We start from the raw sequence: 18561 nt of genomic DNA on the forward strand, positions 1-18561 counted from the left end.
ACCAACACACAGGCAAAGATCGTGACAACGCTCGAACAATGCATCGGGAATACCCCGCTGGTACAACTGCAACGGCTGGCCGCCCAGGCGGGCAGCGAGGTATGGGTCAAACTGGAAGGCAATAACCCGGCGGGATCGGTGAAGGATCGCGCCGCGTTGGCGATGATCCAGCAGGCGGAGCTGCGCGGGGAGATCAAGCCCGGCGACGTGCTGATCGAGGCTACCAGCGGCAACACCGGCATTGCACTGGCGATGATCGCTGCATTGAAAGGCTATGCGCTGAAGCTGCTGATGCCGGAGAACATGAGCCTGGAGCGGCAGGCGGCGATGCGCGCCTACGGTGCGGAACTGATCCTGGTCAGCCGTGAGCAGGGGATGGAAGGGGCGCGCGATCTGGCGCTGGAGATGCAGCGCCAGGGGCAGGGCAAGGTGCTGGATCAGTTTAACAATCTCGACAATCCCTATGCCCACTTCACCACCACCGGCCCGGAGATCTGGCGCCAGACCGAAGGGCGCATCACGCACTTCGTTTCCAGCATGGGCACCACCGGCACCATTACCGGCGTGGGCGGTTACCTGAAGAGCCAGAATCCGCAGGTGCAGATCGTCGGCCTGCAGCCTGCGGAGGGCAGCAGCATCCCCGGCATTCGCCGTTGGTCGCCCGCTTACCTGCCGGGGATTTTCCGCCCGGAGCTGGTGGATCAGGTGTTGGATATCGAACAGGGCGATGCCGAGCAGACCATGCGCCAGTTGGCGCAGCGTGAAGGCATTTTCTGCGGCGTCAGCTCCGGCGGTGCCGTAGCCGGCGCCTTGCGCATCGCGGCGGCCCATCCTGGCAGCGTGGTGGTGGCGATCGTCTGCGATCGCGGCGACCGTTACCTCTCTACCGGCGTGTTCGACTGATCGCTCCTTCCCGGCGGTGTGTTCCGTCGGGAGAATCTTTCCCACTTTCCTTCCGACAGACGGCAGCCCCGCTTGCGTGGTAGCTGCCGCTTGCTCGTGCGCCAATGCCATGACTGAAGTAGAGAAATTGCGCGGCAGCGACCACAATAACGGTGGCGAGACGCAAAGAGCGATGTGTAAGGATTGAGTAAAACCGGCTGCGGGCCGGCGGAATTGGCGGGAAAATAACGAAAATCGGTGAAGGAGCAAGGCATGAAAATTTTACTGGTCGACGATGACCTGGAGCTTGGCACCATGCTGAGCGAATACCTGACGGGCGAAGGCTTCGACGCCACGCTGGTGCTGACCGGCAAGGCGGGGGTTGAGGGCGCGCTGTCGGGCGACTATACCGCGATGATCCTCGACATCATGCTGCCGGACATGAGCGGCATCGACGTGCTGCGCGATGTGCGTAAAAAGAGCCGGCTGCCGATCATCATGCTGACCGCCAAAGGCGACAACATCGATCGGGTGATTGGCCTGGAGATGGGTGCTGACGATTACATGCCCAAACCGTGCTACCCGCGCGAATTGGTGGCGCGTCTGCGCGCGGTGCTGCGCCGTTTCGAAGAGCGGCCGCAAGAGGCGGACGAGGAGGCCGCCATCAGCTTCGGCGAGCTGACGCTGAACCCTTCAACCCGCAGCAGCGAATGGCGCGGTAAGGCGTTTGATCTGACCGCTTCGGAATTCAATCTGTTGGAGCTGTTGCTGCGCGCGCCGGATCGTGTGGTATCGAAGGACGAACTGTCCGAGAAGGGGCTGGGGCGCCCGCGCGAGGCCTATGATCGCAGCGTGGACGTGCATATCAGCAATATCCGCCAGAAGCTGAGCGCGCTGGCCGGCAGTAAGCTCAGCATCGAGACGGTGCGCAGCATCGGCTATCGCATTCGGTAACCTGACATGCGCGGAAGACTGTTCTGGAAAATTTTACTCGGCTTTTGGCTGACCTTTCTCATCATGACGCAGGCGCTGTGGGTGGCGTTTTCTCTCTATGGCGATCGCTATGTGCCGCCGGAGAACGCCATGGCGCGGCGGGTCATAGGCCTGCAGCTGACCTCGGCCGCCACTCAGTTGCGCCGCGGCGGCATGCCGGCGCTGGAAGCCTTGATGCGCGACTGGCCCGAGGACGATCGGCGTCTGCTGTCGGTGACGCCAATGACCCAACCGCCGCCTACGCCGGAAGAACCGGTGTTTGAAGGGCGGCGGATGCCGAAAGCGATTTCCGCCTGGGTGCAGACCGGGGAAGGGCAGGGTTACTGGCTGAGCTATGACGTGCGCGGGCTGCGGGAAGAGTATCGGCCGGAGCGGCGTTCCCACTTCTTCAACATTCCTGCGCCGATGCTGTGGGTCGGCGGGCTGGGCGGTTTGCTGTTCAGCGCCGTGCTGGCCTGGAACCTGACCCGGCCGATGCGTCAGCTGCGCGGCGGCCTGGATCGGGTGGCGCAGGGCGATCTCTCGGTGCGGCTGTTTCCGACGATGCGGCGCCGCCATGACGAGCTGTCCGACGTGGCGCGCGATTTCGACACTATGGCCGAACGCCTGGAGCTGTTGGTCAGCGCCCGCGAGCAGCTGTTGCACGACGTCTCGCACGAGCTGCGTTCACCGTTGGCGCGCCTGCAGCTGGCGATCGGACTGGCGCGACAGAATGCCGGCAACGTCGAAACCTCGCTCAAGCGCATCGAACATGAGTCGGGGCGGCTGGACAAAATGATCGGCGAGCTGCTGGCGCTGTCGCGTACCGAACACAGCAGCCTGCCGGACGAAGAGTATTTCGATCTGTACGGCCTGGTGGATGCGGTGGTGAGCGATGCGCGCTACGAGGCGCAGGTGCCCGGCGTGGATATCGTGCTGCAGGCCGAATCGGACGTGGAGTATACCGTCAAGGGCAATGCGGAGCTGATGCGGCGAGCGGTGGACAACATCGTGCGCAATGCGCTGCGCTTTTCCATCCACGGGCAGCGGGTGACGGTGGCGCTGTCGCGCGTCGATAACCAGTTCCAGATCGCCGTCAGCGATCAGGGGCCGGGGGTCGAAGAGGCGAAGCTGTCGAGCATCTTCGATCCGTTCGTGCGCGTGAAGTCGGCGCAGTCGGGCAAGGGCTACGGCCTGGGGCTGGCGATTACCCGCAAGGTGGTGTTGGCGCACGGTGGCCAGGTTGAGGCGCGCAACGGCGACAAAGAGGGGCTGGTCATTACCCTGCGTATCCCGCGCTGGCAATAATAGACTATCTTACTTGCCATTTTGAACTAGGGCAGTGCACGCCTTCGTCACGTACTGCGTGTACGCTTCGAAGGTTGCGCGCTGTCCATGTTCAAACTGCCTGCGCCGATAACGTCTATTATCCGCGGCATACCCAAAGGATTTCGAATTGCAGCTAGGCGGCAAGCGGGGGAATCTCCGGGAGCTTACTCCGGTAAGTGACCGGGGTGAGCACGTGCGGCCAACAACGCTGCGGTTCGAAAGACGAAGGGGATAAAAAAAACGGCGCCGAGGGCGCCGTTTTTCTTGCTCATCCGCGATTACTTCTTGATGCGGATGATCGGGGTTTCGCCAACGGTCACGCTGCCCGACAGTTTGATCAGCTCTTTGATCTCGTCCATGTTGGAGATAACGACCGGCGTCAGGGTAGACTTGGCTTTCTCTTCCAGCAGTGGCAGGTTGAACTCGATAACGACGTCGCCTTTCTTGACGCGCTGGCCTTCTTCGGCGATGCGTTTGAAGCCTTCGCCTTTCAGTTCTACGGTATCGATGCCGAAGTGGACGAACAGCTCAATGCCGCTGTCGGATTCGATAGAGAATGCATGGTTGGTTTCGAAAATCTTGCCGATGGTGCCGTCAACCGGAGCAACCATTTTGTTGCCGGCCGGTTTGATGGCGATACCGTCGCCAACGATTTTTTCAGCGAACACTACGTCCGGCACATCTTCGATATTGACGATTTCGCCAGAAAGGGGAGCGACGATCTCGATAGTGCCCGTGTCTTTCTTGTCATCAGAAACCAGAGATTTCAGTTTATCGAACAAACCCATGATCTTCTCCTAAGCATTAAATTGGGCGGCGTTCCAGTGTCGTGGAAGTTTAGCAGAGCGTTTTTTCTTCGATGAATTTATTGACGCAATTCATCAGGTCTTGTGCCGTTGGCTGTGCCAAGGCCTGCGCTGCCAACGCCTTCACATCTTCGAAATTCGTGTTACGAATAATTTTCTTGATGCGCGGGATTGAAATCGCACTCATGCTGAACTCATCCAGCCCCATGCCCAATAACAACAGTGTAGCACGCTCATCGCCAGCCAGTTCGCCGCACATGCCGGTCCACTTGCCTTCCGCGTGAGATGCATCAATAACCTGTTTGATCAGGCCAAGCACTGATGGGGACATCGGGTTATAGAGATGAGAAATCAGCTCGTTGCCGCGATCTACCGCCAGAGTATACTGGGTTAGATCGTTTGTCCCAATACTAAAGAAGTCGACTTCTTTCGCCAGGTGGTGAGCGATGACCGCCGCAGCCGGTGTTTCCACCATCACGCCCACTTCGATGCTCTCGTCAAACGCCTTGCCTTCTTCGCGCAGTTGCGCCTTCAGCGTCTCGATTTCGCCTTTCAGATCGCGCACTTCTTCCACGGAGATGATCATCGGGAACATGATGCGCAGTTTGCCGAACGCCGAGGCGCGCAGGATGGCGCGCAGCTGGGCGTGCAGGATTTCACGGCGGTCCATCGCGATGCGGATGGCGCGCCAGCCGAGGAACGGGTTCTCTTCCTTCGGCAGGTTCATGTACGGCAGGTCTTTGTCGCCGCCGATGTCCATGGTGCGGACGATCACAGCCTGCGAGCCCATGGCTTCTGCCACGGCTTTATAAGCCTGGAACTGCTCGTCTTCGGTCGGCAGCGAGTCGCGATCCATGAACAGGAATTCGGTACGATACAGGCCGACGCCTTCCGCGCCGTTGCGCTCTGCACCCGCGACGTCGCGCACGGTGCCGATGTTGGCGCAGACTTCAACCTGATGGCCGTCCAGCGTAATCGCCGGCAGATCCTTCAGCTTGGCCAGATCGTTTTTCTCGGTGATGTATTGGTTCTGGGCGGCTTTCAGCTGATCGATCACATCAGCGGTCGGGTTAACGTAAATTTTGTTGTTAACCGCATCCAGAATCAGGTAGTCGTCGTTTTTCACCTGCTTGGTCACGTCGCTGGTGCCGACGATCGCCGGCAGCTCCAGGGAGCGCGCCATGATAGAGGTGTGGGAGGTGCGGCCGCCGAGATCGGTGATGAAGCCCAGCACTTTGTCCAGGTTCAGCTGCGCGGTCTCGGACGGGGTCAGATCGGTGGCCACCAGGATCACTTCGTCCTGAATGGAACCCAGATCGACGATCGGCATGCCCAGAATGTTCTGCAGCAGGCGTTTGCCGATGTCGCGCACGTCGGCGGCGCGTTCTTTCAGGTATTCGTCGTCCAGCTCTTCCAACGCTTTCGCCTGGCCTTCGATCACGGTGTAGGCGGCGGCGTCTGCGGAGGCCAGATCGTCTTTGATTAGGGCTATGATTTCCTGCTCAAGCTCTTCGTCTTCCAGCAACATGATGTGGCCTTCGAAGATAGCTTCCTTCTCTTCGCCGAAGGTTTCGCCAGCTTTGGTCTTGATCGCTTCCAGCTGTTCGGACGCTTTCGCGCGGCCAGCCAGAAAACGCGAGACTTCCTGCTCTACTTGATCAGCAGAGATTTTCTTCCGGTTGATGACGATGTCGTCTTCTTTCAGCAAGAGAGCCTTACCAAAAGCGATGCCCGGTGATACTAAAATGCCTGAAATCATAACCCTACCTTACTCTTGACTGGTGTTAACTAAAAAGACGGGCCGATTACTCAAGCTCTGCCATCAGTTTTACCAAGTGCTCAACGGCTTTCTGCTCGTCTTCACCTTCAGCTGAGATGGTCACTACGGTCCCTTGAGTCAGCCCCAGAGTTTGCAGTTTGAACAGGCTTTTAGCGCTGGCGCTTTTGCCGTTGGAGGTCACGGTGATGTCAGACGTGAAGCCTTTGGCTTCTTTAACGAACTGAGCGGCAGGGCGAGTATGCAGACCATTCGGAGCGGTAATAGTAACTTCTTGCTGGAACATTGATGTTTCCCCAACTTATTGGATTAATGTTGTGGAGTTAAAGTTTAGCCCAGGGGCCTGACTTTAACTTGTCTGGTTATAGCGCCTGACTATGGACAGGGGCGAACGTTGATGCAACAGAAAACGACGCGTTAGGCACTTCAGATCAAAAAACTCGGCTTTAGACGTCGTTCCAATCCGCTCCCCATTATGCCCGATTCGCCGCGTCGGCGACAGATGAGTAAATCGATTCAGCCTCGACCAGGCTCGGAGAGTGATTAATTTTGCGCATCGAAATAATGCACCGTTAAATACTAAAGGCGACGGGCAAAAGCAATCTTGGACTGCTATAAAGTTTGATCCAGTCCACAAAAAAGCACCCCGCAGGGTGCTTTTTTAGCGATTTGTGCAGTGGCGGAATTACTGCTGTAATTCCTGCTCGGTGAACAGATCGGCGAACAGCGCGGTGCTGAGATAACGTTCGCCGGAAGAGGGCAGGATGACCACAATGGTCTTGTCGGCGAACGCCGGTTCTTCGGCCAGTTTTACCGCCGCTGCGACCGCTGCGCCGGAGGAGATGCCTGCCAGGATGCCTTCTTCGTCCATCAGGCGGCGTGCCATGCTGATGGCTTCGTCGTTGGAGATTTTTTCGACGCGATCCACCAGGTCAAGATCGAGGTTGCCCGGTATGAAGCCGGCGCCGATGCCCTGGATCTTGTGCGGGCCCGGTTTCAGCTCTTCACCGGCCAGTGCCTGGCTGATGACCGGCGAGTCGGTCGGCTCGACCGCCACGGTGGTGATGGCCTTGCCTTTGGTGTTCTTGATGTAGCGGCTGACGCCGGTCAATGTGCCGCCGGTGCCGACGCCGGAGATGAACACATCGACTTCCCCATCGGTGTCTTCCCAGATTTCCGGGCCGGTGGTTTTTTCATGGATGGCCGGGTTGGCCGGGTTGCTGAACTGTTGCAGGATCAGGTAACGGTTTGGATCGGTGGCGACGATCTCCTCCGCTTTGGCGATGGCGCCTTTCATGCCTTTCGCCCCTTCGGTCAGCACCAGATTGGCGCCCAGCGCCTTGAGCAGCTTGCGGCGTTCGATGCTCATGGTTTCCGGCATGGTCAGCGTCAGCTTGTAACCGCGCGCGGCGGCGACGAAGGCCAGCGCGATGCCGGTGTTGCCGCTGGTCGGCTCCACCAGTTCCTTGCCGGCGGTCAGCACACCGCGTTGTTCCGCATCCCAAATCATATTGGCACCGATGCGGCATTTGACGCTGAAGCTCGGGTTGCGTGATTCAACCTTGGCCAGAATGCGTCCGTTGCCGATACGGTTCAGACGAACCAGCGGCGTATGGCCGATTGTTAATGAGTTGTCTTCATATATCTTGCTCATAGCCCGTCCTTTAACTCTATGAAAATGTGGGGAACATCGAAAGCATACGCTAACAGTACCGGCAGGGAAGTAAAGAATTGGTATATCTATATGTTATTAGGAAATAAGTTTTAAGCACAATGATAAGGGCGCGAAATGCGCGCCCTGTCGAAAATTTCCGCGCTGTCGGCGGCAAAAAACGGCGGTTATCGGACGAATTGCGAGCGGTAGCGATCGACCCACATCGCGGTGGCGCCGCAGACGGCGACCGGCAGGATCACCAGGTTGAGGATCGGGATCATGGTAAACAGGCTGACCAGCGCGCCGAACTGCAGGTTGTCGGTTTTGTGCTGGCGCAGTGCGCGGCGCATGTCGGCAAAGCTCACCTTGTGGTTATCGAACGGATAGTCGCAATACTGAATCGCCAGCATCCAGGCGCTGAACAGGAACCACAGCACCGGCGCCACCGTCTGGCCGATGCCGGGCACGAAGTACAGCGCCAGCAGCAGCAGCGCGCGCGGCAGGTAATACATCAGTTTGCGCCATTCGCGCGCCATGATGCGCGGCAGATCTTTGGCGATGCCGAGCAGACCGGTGTCCGGCAGCGGTTTGCCGGTCAGGCTGCCTTCGAGCTGTTCGGCCAGCAGACCGCAGAACGGCGCGGCGATCAGATTGGTGATGGTGCTGAACAGATAGCTGAACACCAGCAGCACCGAAATGACCGCCAGCGGCCACAGCAGGTAGCTCAACCATTGCAGCCAGTCGGGAACGTGGCTCATCATCGCCGGGATCCAGTCGCCGAGGCGGCTGAACAGCCACCAGAAAGCGGAACCCATCAGCAGCACGTTGACCAGCAACGGCAGGACCACATAGCGTTTAATCCCCGGGCGTGAAATCAGGCGCCAGCCTTCGGCGAAATAGTGAATGCCGCTGGTCGATCGGGGAGGGGGCTGCGTATAGGACATATCTTAAGTTATCTCGTTGTCTGAACAGGCATCATTATCATATAGGGATGATTTTCCACTGGCTAGGGTAGGGTTGGCTGAAAAACCAGCAGAAAAAGGCAGTATAATCATCTTTATTGGCATAAAGTTCAGCACGGACTTGCACTTGTGTGCGCGGGCAAATAGAGTTAAAGAGTGAATGTTTGCCGCGGTGGCAATGTATTGGAACAACAGAGATAGCAATGATGCAGGATTTGCGTCTGATATTAATCGTTGTTGGCGCGATCGCCATAATAGCGCTGTTATTGCACGGTCTGTGGACCAGTCGCAAAGAACGGTCAGCGCTCTTCCGCGATCGCCCAGCCAAACGTTCCCAAAAGGAACGTGAACAAACTCCGATCGACGATCTCGAAGAAGGCGTCGGTGAGGTGCGCGTACGCGCCGCTCACCCGCAAGACGAGCCGTCATTCGGCCATTTCGATGCCGCACGCGAAGAACCCGTGGCCGCGCCGAAGCCCGCTCCGGCGGCTGCGCCTGCGCCCCGCGCCGTTCAGCCGGCCGCTCATCAGACGCCGCCTCCGCTGTCTCAGCGGCCGGAGTATGATGACATCCTGCTGAACAACTACGCGCCGGACGAAGAACCGGCCGAGCCGCAGCAATCGCAACCGGCCGCGCGCCGCGAGCCGCGCGTTGACGATCTGCCGCATGAACATGAGGCGCCGCTGGCGGCGGAACCGGCATTCCACGCCGAACCCGCCCCTGTGCAGCCAGCGCCGGAAGTCAAGCCTGAGTCGGAACCTGCACCGCAGCCGCAACAGCCGGCCGCTGCGCCAGTTCAGGCTAAACTGAAAGAGACCGTGCTGGTGCTGCATGTCGCGGCCCATCAGGGCGGCGTGATCGGCGGCGAAGTGCTGCTGCAGAGCGTGTTGCAAGCGGGCTTCCAGTTTGGCGAGATGGGCATCTTCCACCGCCATATCAGCCCGGCCGGCAGCGGCCCGGTGCTGTTCAGCCTGGCGAACATGGTCAAGCCGGGGTCGTTCGATCCTGACATGATGTCCGACTTCTCCACGCCGGGCGTGTCGATGTTTATGATGGTGCCGTCTTACGGCGACGCCAATCAGAACTTCAAGCTGATGCTGCAGTCGGCGCAGCGCATCGCCGACGACGTGGGCGGCGTGGTGCTGGACGACGAGCGCCGCATGATGACGCCGCAGAAGCTGGAAACCTACAAAGCGCGTATCCGTGAAGTGTTGGAAAACAACGCCTGACCGGGTTGCCGCGCGCACTGAACATCCGTAACAACAAAGCCCCCGCTAGCCGGGGGTTTTTTATCTTTGATGGTGAGCCATGGAATCGATAATCCAACAAATCAATCAACTACGAGCCACACTGCGCCATCATGAATACCAGTATCATGTACTGGATGCGCCGGAAGTGCCGGATGCGGAATATGACCGCCTGATGCGCGAACTGCGCGAGCTGGAGAGCGCGCATCCGGAACTGATCACCGCCGATTCACCGACCCAGCGCGTGGGCGCGGCGCCGCTGGCGGCGTTCGACCAGGTGCGTCACGAAGTGCCGATGCTGTCGCTGGACAACGTATTCGACGAAGAAAGCTTCCTGGCGTTTTACAAGCGCGTGCAGGACAGGCTCAAAAGCAGCGATCCGCTGACCTTCTGCTGCGAACTGAAGCTGGATGGCCTGGCGGTCAGCCTGCTGTATGAAGACGGCGAACTGGTGCGCGCGGCGACGCGCGGCGACGGCACCACCGGCGAGAACATCACTACCAACGTGCGCACCATTCGCGCCATCCCGTTGCGCCTGACCGGCGACAATATCCCGCGCCGGCTGGAAGTGCGCGGCGAAGTGTTCATGCCGCAGGCCGGTTTTGAACAGATGAACGAAGAGGCGCGGCGCAAAGACGGCAAGGTATTCGCCAACCCGCGCAACGCCGCCGCCGGCTCGCTGCGCCAGCTCGATCCGCGTATTACCGCCAAACGCCCGCTGACCTTCTTCTGCTACGGCGTCGGCCTGCTGGAAGGCGGCGAGCTGCCGCGCAGCCACTTTGAGCGCCTGATGCAGTTCAAGGCCTGGGGCCTGCCGGTCAGCGATCGCGCCCAGCGCCGCACCGGCAGCGAGGAAGTGCTGGCGTTCTATCGCCAGGTCGAGCAGGACCGCGCACAGCTCGGTTTCGACATCGACGGCGTAGTGATCAAGATTGACGATATCGATCTGCAGGAAACGCTGGGCTTCGTGGCGCGTGCGCCGCGCTGGGCGACGGCGTTCAAATTCCCGGCGCAGGAGCAGATCACCGTGGTGCGCGAAGTGGAGTTTCAGGTTGGCCGCACCGGCGCGATTACGCCGGTGGCCCGCCTTGAGCCGGTGCTGGTGGCCGGGGTGACCGTCAGCAATGCGACCTTGCACAACGCCGATGAAATTGAGCGGTTGGGGCTGCGCATCGGCGATACGGTGATCGTGCGCCGCGCCGGCGACGTGATCCCGCAGGTGGTGGGGGTGCTGGAAGACCGTCGGCCGCAGGATGCGCGCGAAGTGGTGTTCCCGCTGCACTGTCCGGTGTGCGGCTCCGACGTTGAGCGCGTGGAAGGCGAAGCCGTGGCGCGCTGCACCGGCGGGCTGATCTGCGGCGCGCAGCGCAAAGAGGCGTTGAAGCACTTCGTTTCCCGTCGCGCGCTGGACGTCGAGGGCATGGGTGACAAGATCATCGAGCAGCTGGTGGACAAGGAGTACGTGAAGAACCCGGCCGATCTGTTCCGCCTGTCCGCCGGCATTCTGACCGGTCTGGATCGCATGGGGCCGAAATCGGCGCAGAATCTGGTCAACGCGTTGGAGAAATCCAAGCAGACCACCTTCGCCCGTTTTCTGTATGCGCTTGGCATTCGCGAGGTCGGTGAAGCGACCGCCGCCAACCTGGCTGCGCATTTCGGTTCGCTGGAAAAGCTGTTCGCCGCCGATATCGAGGCGCTGAAAGAAGTGCCGGACGTCGGCGAAGTGGTGGCCAAACACACCCGCAATTTCCTCGATGAAGCGCTCAATCAGCAGGTGATCAACGAGCTGGTGGGCGCCGAGATCGGCATCCGCTGGCCGGCGCCGGTGGTGGTGGTAGCGGAAGAGATAGACAGCCCGTTCGCCGGAAAAACCGTGGTGCTGACCGGCTCGCTGAGCCAGCTGTCGCGCGACGAAGCCAAAGATCGCCTGACGGCGCTGGGCGCCAAGGTCAGCGGCAGCGTGTCGAAGAAAACCGATCTGGTGATCGCCGGCGAGGCGGCCGGCTCCAAGCTGGCGAAGGCGCAGGAGCTGGGTATCGCCGTGATCGACGAAGCGGAAATGATCCGCCTGCTGGGTGACTGATGGAAAAGGAAAACCTGCTGGAGATCGCCAACACCGTGATGCCGTTCGGCAAGTACCAAGGGCGGGTGCTGATCGACCTGCCCGAAGAGTACCTGCTGTGGTTCGCCCGTAAGGGCGAATTCCCCAAAGGCAAGCTCGGCATGCTGATGGAGATGACGCTGGCGATTAAAATCGAAGGGCTTGACCACCTGGTCAAGCCGCTGAAGAAAAGCTGATCTGACGGGCCTCGGCCCGTCTTTTTTTACCCGCGCGACGCCTGCGCGTTGGGCACCGCCTGCTGCGTTTGCTGCTTGCGTTGATACCTTTTGGCCAGCACTGCGCAGGTCATCAACTGCACCTGATGAAACACCATCAGCGGCAGCACCATGATCCCCACCGTCGCCGCCGGGAACAGGATATTGGCCATCGGAATGCCGTTCGCCAGGCTCTTCTTCGATCCGCAGAACACGATGGTGATTTCGTCCGCTTTGCTGAACCCCAGCCAGCGCGCCATGTAAGTGTTCACCACCAGCACGATCGCCAGCAGCACGATGCTGCCGCCGACGATAAACGCCAGCGAACCGATCCCTACCTGATGCCAGATGCCGTGCGTCACCGCCTCGCTGAAGGCGGCGTACACCACCAGCAGAATCGAGGTCTGGTCGGTTTTGCCGATAAGCGGGCGATGGCGCTCGATCCAACCGCCGATCAGCGGCCGCAGCAGGTGGCCGGCGACGAACGGCACCAGCAGCTGCAGCACGATCGAGCCCACCTGCCGCAGGCTGCCGGTATCACCGTGCACGTTCATCAGCAGGCCGACCAACAGCGGCGACACGAAGATCCCCAGCAGGCTGGAGGCGGAGGCGCTGCACACCGCCGCCGCCACGTTGCCGCCCGCCAGCGAGGTGAAGGCGATGGCTGACTGCACGGTGGCGGGCAGGATGCACAGGTAGATGAAACCGGCGTACAGCTCGGGGCTGACGTCGATCGGCGCCCACCAGGCGAACAGCATCCCCAGCGCCGGAAAAATGATGAAGGTGCTGAACATCACCCACAGATGCAGCCGCCAGTTATTGCTGCCGGCCAGGATGGCCTCGCGCGACAGCTTGGCGCCGTGCATGAAGAACAGCAGGGCGATGGCGGCGATGGTCAGGGCGTTGAGCCAGCCGACGAACTCGCCGCGCGCCGGCAGGAACGACGCCAGCAGCACGGTGGCGATCAGCGTCAGGGTAAAACGATCGGGCAGGAATCTCATGGCGATGCGCTCGGGTAGAAAATCGATGGGGCTATTCTCCCGCGCGGGGATATAATAATTAAATTGATTTATTTAATTCATCTATGAATAAAACACATGAATTACTCACTCAAACAGCTGCGGGTGTTCGTCGTTGTCGCCCGCCACGGCAGCTTCAGCCGCGCCGGCGAGGCGATCGGCCTGACGCAATCGGCGGTCAGCCACAGCGTGAAAGAGCTGGAGGCGGAGGTCGGCGTGCGTTTGCTGGATCGCACCACGCGTGAAGTGGTGTTGACCGACGCCGGCCTGCGGCTGGCCAACCGGGTTGAACGGTTGCTGGACGAACTGCAGGCTGCTTTGCTGGATGCGCGCAGCTTTGGCGTACAGCGCAGCGGCACGGTGCGGGTGGCGACGAGCCAGACCATTTCCGCCCATCTGATGCCGCAGTGCATCGCCGCCGGCGAGCGCCAATACCCGGAGATCCGCATCATGCTGCGCGATCAGGCGCAGCAGCAGGTACTGCACAGCGTGCGTAACGCCGAGGTGGATTTCGGCATCGTGGTCGATCCGGTGCAAGCGGTGGATCTGGAGTGCGAAGCGGTGCTGCATGAACCGTTCCTGTTGCTGTGCCGCGACGATCACCCGTTTGCTGCGCAGCAGGCGGTGCGTTGGTCGGCATTGAACGGCTGCCGTCTGGTGCTGCAGGATTATGCGTCGGGCAGCCGGCCGCTGATCGACAGCGCGCTGAGGCAGCAGGGGGTCGAAGCGCAGGTGGTGCAGGAAATCGGCCATCCGGCGACGCTGTTCCCGATGGTGGCGGAGGGGATCGGCATCAGCATTTTCCCGGTGTTGGCGCTGCCGCTGCCGGAAGGGGGGCGGCTTCGGGTACGGCGGCTGGTGCCGGAAATTAACCGCGCGCTGATGCTGGTGCGGCGCAAGAACCGCTCGCTGACGCCGGCGGCGGAGGCCATCTGGCAGGTGGCGCGTCAGCAGGCGGCGCTGCTGCAACAGCGCCGGCGGGAAAACGCGGCATATTGACTCAGATATAGACGTCCACCGCGTTGAGCGGCGTTGGGCGGTTTACGCCGTCGCCGGCTCGCGCCGCGGCTTTTTCCATTTGCTCCTGCTGCTGCTTTTCCATTTCTTCTTTCTGGATGCGCGCGATCTCGGCTTGCAACATCTTGATCTGCGCTTCGATCAGCTGTTTCTGCTTTTCGATTTCCTTAGGATCGGCGTCGGAGTCCTTCAGTTCCACCAGCTTTTGCTGCAGCGCCTGAATCTGCCGGTTCAGCGCCTTGATGCGCGCCGAGGCGCGGCTTTCGTTGAGATTAACCGGTTCGTCATTGCCGTTGGCGCGTTCGTTTTTCTCCATCTTGCCGCCTTGCGGCTGGTTGTTGACCGGCTTGGCCATCAGCAATTCGCCCTGATGGCCCGGCGCGCTGAAGACGTTGCTGACGCCGGGGACGGTATTCTTGATCGGTACGATCATGGTGATGGTGGTCGACATGGTTGCTCTCCCTGAGTCTGGATCTCGCTGTTCAGGGTATCGGCAGCGGCGGCTAAATCTTTACCTGCCGCAGACGCGGCCAGCGCAGCAGCCAGCCTTTGTCGACCACGCGCTGGGCATAGGCTGCGCGATCGCCGTTTTTCGCGTTGAAGGTAATGGTGTCGTCGAACAGCGCCGCGAGCCCGAAGGGGGCCACCAGCGTGATGCTGTCGTCGGCGTTCAGGCGCGCGCCGATCGCCGTTTCCACTTCGGTCCAGAAGCTGATGGCCTCTTCGCTGTCGCGGTAAGGCGCCCGGCCGCCGCGCAGGTGCATCCGCGCCTGGTTCTTGACCGACCAAGGCCGCGGCAGCCACTGCTGCAGCCGCGCCTCCAGCATGCGATCGCGTTCGGCGTCCGCCCGCTCCGCATCGAAGTGGATCACGTCGATATCGTTGAGCGGCGTGGGCTCCACATAGCCGTGGCGCCGATCCCACACCAGGTTGCGCACAAAGCCGGCGCCGAGGCACCAGTCATTCAGGCCGAGCCGGCGCACGGTGCGCAGGGCGACCATGCGCGCGCTATCTTGTTGCAGCCAGTCGATAATTTGCCGTTGCGGATCCATCACCCCTCCTGTTTTCGCGGCTACTGTAACCCGAAGCGGCGGCGGGTGAAATGGGGGGATGCGCGATGGCGGCGATAGCAGGCAAATTAATTTTCTTGCTTCACTGACTACACTTGGTGCAGGGCTGTTATCTCGTCACTCAGGGCAAGGGAGGGGGCTATGTATCAGGCAACGGTGGGCCAACGCGGCTATCGCTTCGGCGGCCTGCGCCAGCTGATGGCGAAAGCTTCGCCGGCGCGTTCCGGCGATTATCTGGCGGAGGTGGCGGCGGAAAGCGCCGAAGAGCGCATGGCGGCGCGCATCGCGCTGGCGGATGTGCCGCTCAAGACGTTCCTGCAGCAGCCGCTGGTGCCGTACGAGCAGGACGAGGTGACGCGCCTGATCATCGATAGCCACGACACCGCCGCCTTTGAGCCCATCTCGCACCTCACGATCGGCGATTTTCGCGACTGGCTGCTGAGCGAGCAGGCGGACAGCGCCATGCTGGCGCAGGTGGCCGCCGGCATTACGCCGGAGATGGCGGCGGCGGTAAGCAAGATCATGCGCAATCAGGATCTGATCCTGGTGGCGAAGAAATGCCGAGTGGTGACGCGCTTTCGCAACACGATCGGTCTGCCGGGCCACCTCAGCGTGCGGCTGCAGCCCAATCACCCGACCGACAGCCTGCAGGGCATCGCCGCCAGCATGCTGGACGGTCTGCTGTACGGCAGCGGCGACGCGGTGGTCGGCATCAACCCGGCCAGCGACAGCCTGCCGCTGCTGGAAAAGCTCAACTATATGCTGGACGAGGTGATACAGCGCTTCGCCATTCCCACCCAATCCTGCGTGCTGACCCATGTGACCAACACGCTGCGGCTGATGGAGCGCGGCGCGCCGGTGGATCTGGTGTTTCAGTCGATCGCCGGCACCGAGACGGCCAACCGTGGTTTCGGCATCAGCCTGGCGCTGCTGGCGGAGGCGCAGCAGGCGGCGCTGAGCCTTAGGCGCGGCACATTGGGCGATAACGTGATGTACTTCGAAACCGGGCAGGGCAGTTGCCTGTCGGCCAACGCGCATCACGGCGTCGATCAGCAGACCTGCGAGGCGCGCGCCTATGCGGTGGCGCGCCATTTCTCACCGCTGCTGATCAACACCGTGGTGGGGTTTATCGGCCCCGAATACCTGTATGACGGCAAGCAAATTATTCGCGCCGGGCTGGAGGACCACTTCTGCGGCAAGCTGCTCGGCCTACCGCTGGGCTGCGACGTCTGCTACACCAACCATGCCGAAGCCGATCAGGACGACATGGACACGCTGCTGACGCTGTTGGCCGCCGCCGGGTTGACGTTCCTGATCGGCGTGCCGGGCGCGGACGACATCATGCTCAACTACCAAAGCACCTCGTTCCATGACGCGCTCTATATCCGCGAGCTGCTGGGGCTGAAGCATGCGCCGGAGTTCGCCGCCTGGCTGGCGGCGATGAACATCACCGACGAACGCGGGCGGCTGCGCGATGCCGCCGCCAATCACCCGTTGTTGCTGGCGCTGCAGGGAGAACGGACATGAGCAAACCGGTTCACGTCAACAGTTGGAACGCGCTGCGCGCCTTTACCGACGCGCGCATCGCGCTGGGGCGCACCGGCGCCAGCCTGCCGACCGACGAGCTGCTGCGCTTCGGCCTGGCCCATGCCCTGGCGCGCGACGCGGTGCATCAGCCTTTCGACAGCGAGCGGCTGGCGGCGGATTTGCACGAGGCCGGTTGGCCCACGCTGACGGTGCACAGCCAGGCCGCCGACCGCGCCGCCTACCTGCGCCGACCGGATCTGGGGCGGCGATTGGCGCCGGACAGCCGCAGCCTGCTGCTCGGCTCACCATCGCGCCGTGTCGATCTGCTGCTGGCGGTGGCGGACGGCCTCTCCTCCAAGGCGGTGCACCGCCAGGCGCTGCCGCTGCTGCAGGCGCTGCGACCTTATCTCGATACGCTGGGGTTGAGCGTGACGCCGGTGGTGCTGGCGCATCAGGCGCGGGTGGCGCTGGGGGATGAGATCGGCGAATGCCTGCAGGCCCGGGCGGTGGCGGTGCTGATCGGCGAACGGCCGGGGCTGTCGTCGCCGGACAGCCTGGGCATTTATTTAACCTGGGAGCCGAATGCGCGCAGAACGGACGCCGAGCGTAACTGCATCTCCAACGTGCGGCCGGAGGGGCTGGATTACCCGCAGGCGGCGTTCCGTCTGGCCTGGCTGCTGGAGCAGGCGTTCCAGCGGCGGCTGAGCGGCATCGAGCTGAAGGACGAGAGCGACAATCCGGCGCTGCACAACCGGGTGACACCGCTTTACCCCCAACTGGGCGGCTGACCGAGGGTTTGCTGCAGCAGGGCGGTGAAGGCCGCCAGCCGGGCGGACACCTTCGCCATCGGGCGCAGCAGATAGATGCCTTGCTGCTCATGGCGCGGATCTTCGAGCATCTGAACCAGTTGCCCATTCTGCACGTCCGGCCCCACCACCCAGTTGGGCAGAAAGGCGATGCCGAGGCCGAGCAGCGCCGCCTGGCGCTGCGCGGTGAAGTCGTCGCAGCGCAGCGCCATGGTGCAGCGGCTCATCAGCGCCGCGTCGAGGATCTGCGCCCAGCAGGCCGGCTGCTGTTTGTGGTAGCGGGCGATCAGCCGATGCTGCGGCAACGCTTCCAGATCGCTCGGCAGGCCATAGCGGGCGACGTAGGCGGGGCTGGCGCACATCACCCAGCGTTGCGTGGCGATACGGCTGGCGTACAGCGCGCTGTCCTTCTGTTCGCCGATGCGGAGGGCGGCGTCCAGCCGTTCCTGGGTCGGATCGGTCTGGCGTTCGGTCAGATCGAGATCGACAGACAGCTGCGGATGGCGTTCCGCCAGCGTCGGCAGCAGCGGCAGCACATAGGTTTTGCCGAAGGTCGGCAGGCAGCTGATGCGCAGCGTGCCCTGCGGCGTTTCGTTTAACGCGCTCAGCTCGGCGTGAATACCGGTAATGTCCGCCATCAGCTCGGCGGCGCGCGTTAGCAGCAGCTCGCCGGCGTCGGTCAGCAGCAGCCCACGGGTGGAGCGGACGAACAGCGCGGCGCCGAGCGCGCTTTCCAATGCGTCGATATGGCGCACCAGCGAGGAGGGCACCATGCCCAGCCGGCGAGCGGCGGCGGAAAAGCTGCCCAGGCGGGCCACGTCGAGAAAGATCGGCAGATGTTCAACATAACGGGCGTCATTCATTTTTGCATTATATGCAAAAGCGTTTCTTATGAATACCCGCTTCTCTGTCGGCGGCGCTGCGGCTACTCTGGCTGCGGGTTGACGGCGGGCTTCAACGCCGCCGCATCCTGGCCGTATAGAGAAAAAACGCATAAACCTCGCGGCGCTTAGCACTAAATAACAGATGTTTTTCCCAGGCTGCATGAGCCGCCTGCGGAGTTGATTGTCGCTCCAACACCAGATTAACCGTTCAATTTGATATCCGACTCAGCATTAATGATTAGTGAGCCTTTACTTTCACACATCATGCCGTGGGTTCTGGATATCGGCCGGCC

Annotated in this window: 18 protein-coding genes; 9 read left to right on the plus strand and 9 right to left on the minus strand. The window is 61.4% G+C overall.

Translation table 11 applies throughout. From position 1 onward, the window contains the following. Positions 1-21 precede the first annotated feature (21 nt). From cysM to ACJ8PL_RS08065, 3 genes are all read left to right on the plus strand, one after another. On the plus strand, positions 22-903 hold the full coding sequence (gene cysM / locus ACJ8PL_RS08055) for a cysteine synthase CysM (RefSeq protein WP_028127766.1): 882 nt from the start codon (positions 22-24) through the stop codon (positions 901-903). Between the two features lie 252 nt (positions 904-1155). Beyond that, positions 1156-1836, plus strand: coding sequence for a response regulator transcription factor (locus ACJ8PL_RS08060; protein ID WP_016926783.1), 681 nt, complete (start codon positions 1156-1158; stop codon positions 1834-1836). Positions 1837-1842: 6 nt separating this feature from the next. Then, positions 1843-3162, plus strand: coding sequence for an ATP-binding protein (locus ACJ8PL_RS08065; protein ID WP_421131301.1), 1320 nt, complete (start codon positions 1843-1845; stop codon positions 3160-3162). Positions 3163-3461: 299 nt separating this feature from the next. Here ACJ8PL_RS08065 and crr read toward each other — a convergent pair whose 3' ends face one another. The 5 genes from crr to cysZ all read right to left on the minus strand — a co-directional run bounded on the left by crr (position 3462) and on the right by cysZ (position 8364). Next, the gene (crr, locus tag ACJ8PL_RS08070) at positions 3462-3971 is read right to left on the minus strand and encodes a PTS glucose transporter subunit IIA (protein WP_004936467.1); all 510 of its coding nucleotides are present in this window, start codon (positions 3969-3971) and stop codon (positions 3462-3464) included. A 49-nt stretch (positions 3972-4020) separates the two neighbouring features. Continuing rightward, positions 4021-5748: a phosphoenolpyruvate-protein phosphotransferase PtsI gene (gene ptsI / locus ACJ8PL_RS08075; RefSeq protein ID WP_015378671.1), complete on the minus strand. Its 1728-nt coding sequence runs from the start codon at positions 5746-5748 to the stop codon at positions 4021-4023. A 46-nt stretch (positions 5749-5794) separates the two neighbouring features. Then, positions 5795-6052 (minus strand): phosphocarrier protein Hpr, encoded by a 258-nt coding sequence (gene ptsH, locus ACJ8PL_RS08080; protein ID WP_004936458.1) that lies wholly within the window; start codon positions 6050-6052, stop codon positions 5795-5797. 399 nt (positions 6053-6451) lie between these two features. Then, entirely contained in the window at positions 6452-7420 is a 969-nt protein-coding gene (cysK, locus tag ACJ8PL_RS08085; protein WP_016926786.1) for a cysteine synthase A, read from the minus strand. 185 nt (positions 7421-7605) lie between these two features. Beyond that, positions 7606-8364: a sulfate transporter CysZ gene (gene cysZ / locus ACJ8PL_RS08090; RefSeq protein ID WP_033639704.1), complete on the minus strand. Its 759-nt coding sequence runs from the start codon at positions 8362-8364 to the stop codon at positions 7606-7608. Between the two features lie 221 nt (positions 8365-8585). On the opposite strand from cysZ, the gene zipA reads away from it, so the two are divergent. The 3 genes from zipA (at position 8586) to ACJ8PL_RS08105 (ending at position 11927) form a co-directional block, all read left to right on the plus strand. After that, positions 8586-9611 carry a cell division protein ZipA gene (zipA, locus tag ACJ8PL_RS08095; RefSeq protein WP_079452165.1) on the plus strand — a complete coding sequence of 342 codons (1026 nt, stop codon included), beginning with the start codon at positions 8586-8588 and terminating at the stop codon, positions 9609-9611. 79 nt (positions 9612-9690) lie between these two features. Next, the gene (gene ligA / locus ACJ8PL_RS08100) at positions 9691-11712 is read left to right on the plus strand and encodes an NAD-dependent DNA ligase LigA (RefSeq protein ID WP_004936443.1); all 2022 of its coding nucleotides are present in this window, start codon (positions 9691-9693) and stop codon (positions 11710-11712) included. After that, positions 11712-11927 (plus strand): DUF3820 family protein, encoded by a 216-nt coding sequence (locus ACJ8PL_RS08105; protein WP_004936441.1) that lies wholly within the window; start codon positions 11712-11714, stop codon positions 11925-11927. The genes ligA and ACJ8PL_RS08105 overlap by 1 nt, the downstream gene beginning before the upstream one ends. Before the next feature lie 26 nt (positions 11928-11953). Here ACJ8PL_RS08105 and ACJ8PL_RS08110 read toward each other — a convergent pair whose 3' ends face one another. Beyond that, positions 11954-12946 (minus strand): bile acid:sodium symporter family protein, encoded by a 993-nt coding sequence (locus tag ACJ8PL_RS08110; RefSeq protein ID WP_016926790.1) that lies wholly within the window; start codon positions 12944-12946, stop codon positions 11954-11956. A gap of 96 nt (positions 12947-13042) precedes the next feature. Here ACJ8PL_RS08110 and ACJ8PL_RS08115 point away from each other — a divergent pair, with 96 nt between their 5' ends. After that, positions 13043-13963 (plus strand): LysR family transcriptional regulator, encoded by a 921-nt coding sequence (locus ACJ8PL_RS08115; protein ID WP_442531049.1) that lies wholly within the window; start codon positions 13043-13045, stop codon positions 13961-13963. Position 13964: 1 nt separating this feature from the next. Here the strand turns inward: ACJ8PL_RS08115 and ACJ8PL_RS08120 are convergent, their stop codons facing one another. Both ACJ8PL_RS08120 and ACJ8PL_RS08125 read right to left on the minus strand, forming a co-directional pair. Continuing rightward, positions 13965-14432, minus strand: a complete 468-nt coding sequence (locus ACJ8PL_RS08120) for a FlxA-like family protein (RefSeq protein ID WP_016926792.1) — start codon at positions 14430-14432, stop codon at positions 13965-13967. A 52-nt stretch (positions 14433-14484) separates the two neighbouring features. Beyond that, on the minus strand, positions 14485-15033 hold the full coding sequence (locus ACJ8PL_RS08125) for a nucleotidyltransferase family protein (protein ID WP_234213039.1): 549 nt from the start codon (positions 15031-15033) through the stop codon (positions 14485-14487). Positions 15034-15192: 159 nt separating this feature from the next. On the opposite strand from ACJ8PL_RS08125, the gene ACJ8PL_RS08130 reads away from it, so the two are divergent. Further along, entirely contained in the window at positions 15193-16578 is a 1386-nt protein-coding gene (locus ACJ8PL_RS08130) for an ethanolamine ammonia-lyase subunit EutB (RefSeq protein ID WP_442531050.1), read from the plus strand. Then, on the plus strand, positions 16575-17366 hold the full coding sequence (gene eutC / locus ACJ8PL_RS08135; RefSeq protein ID WP_442531051.1) for an ethanolamine ammonia-lyase subunit EutC: 792 nt from the start codon (positions 16575-16577) through the stop codon (positions 17364-17366). The genes ACJ8PL_RS08130 and eutC overlap by 4 nt, the downstream gene beginning before the upstream one ends. Here the strand turns inward: eutC and ACJ8PL_RS08140 are convergent. After that, complete coding sequence (locus tag ACJ8PL_RS08140) at positions 17345-18247, minus strand: LysR substrate-binding domain-containing protein (protein WP_442531052.1); 903 nt, start codon at positions 18245-18247, stop codon at positions 17345-17347. The genes eutC and ACJ8PL_RS08140 overlap by 22 nt on opposite strands. Positions 18248-18561 lie beyond the last annotated feature (314 nt).

It is taken from the genome of Serratia sp. CY83965 (genome assembly GCF_052166375.1).
Taxonomy (GTDB): Bacteria; Pseudomonadota; Gammaproteobacteria; order Enterobacterales; family Enterobacteriaceae; genus Serratia; species Serratia marcescens.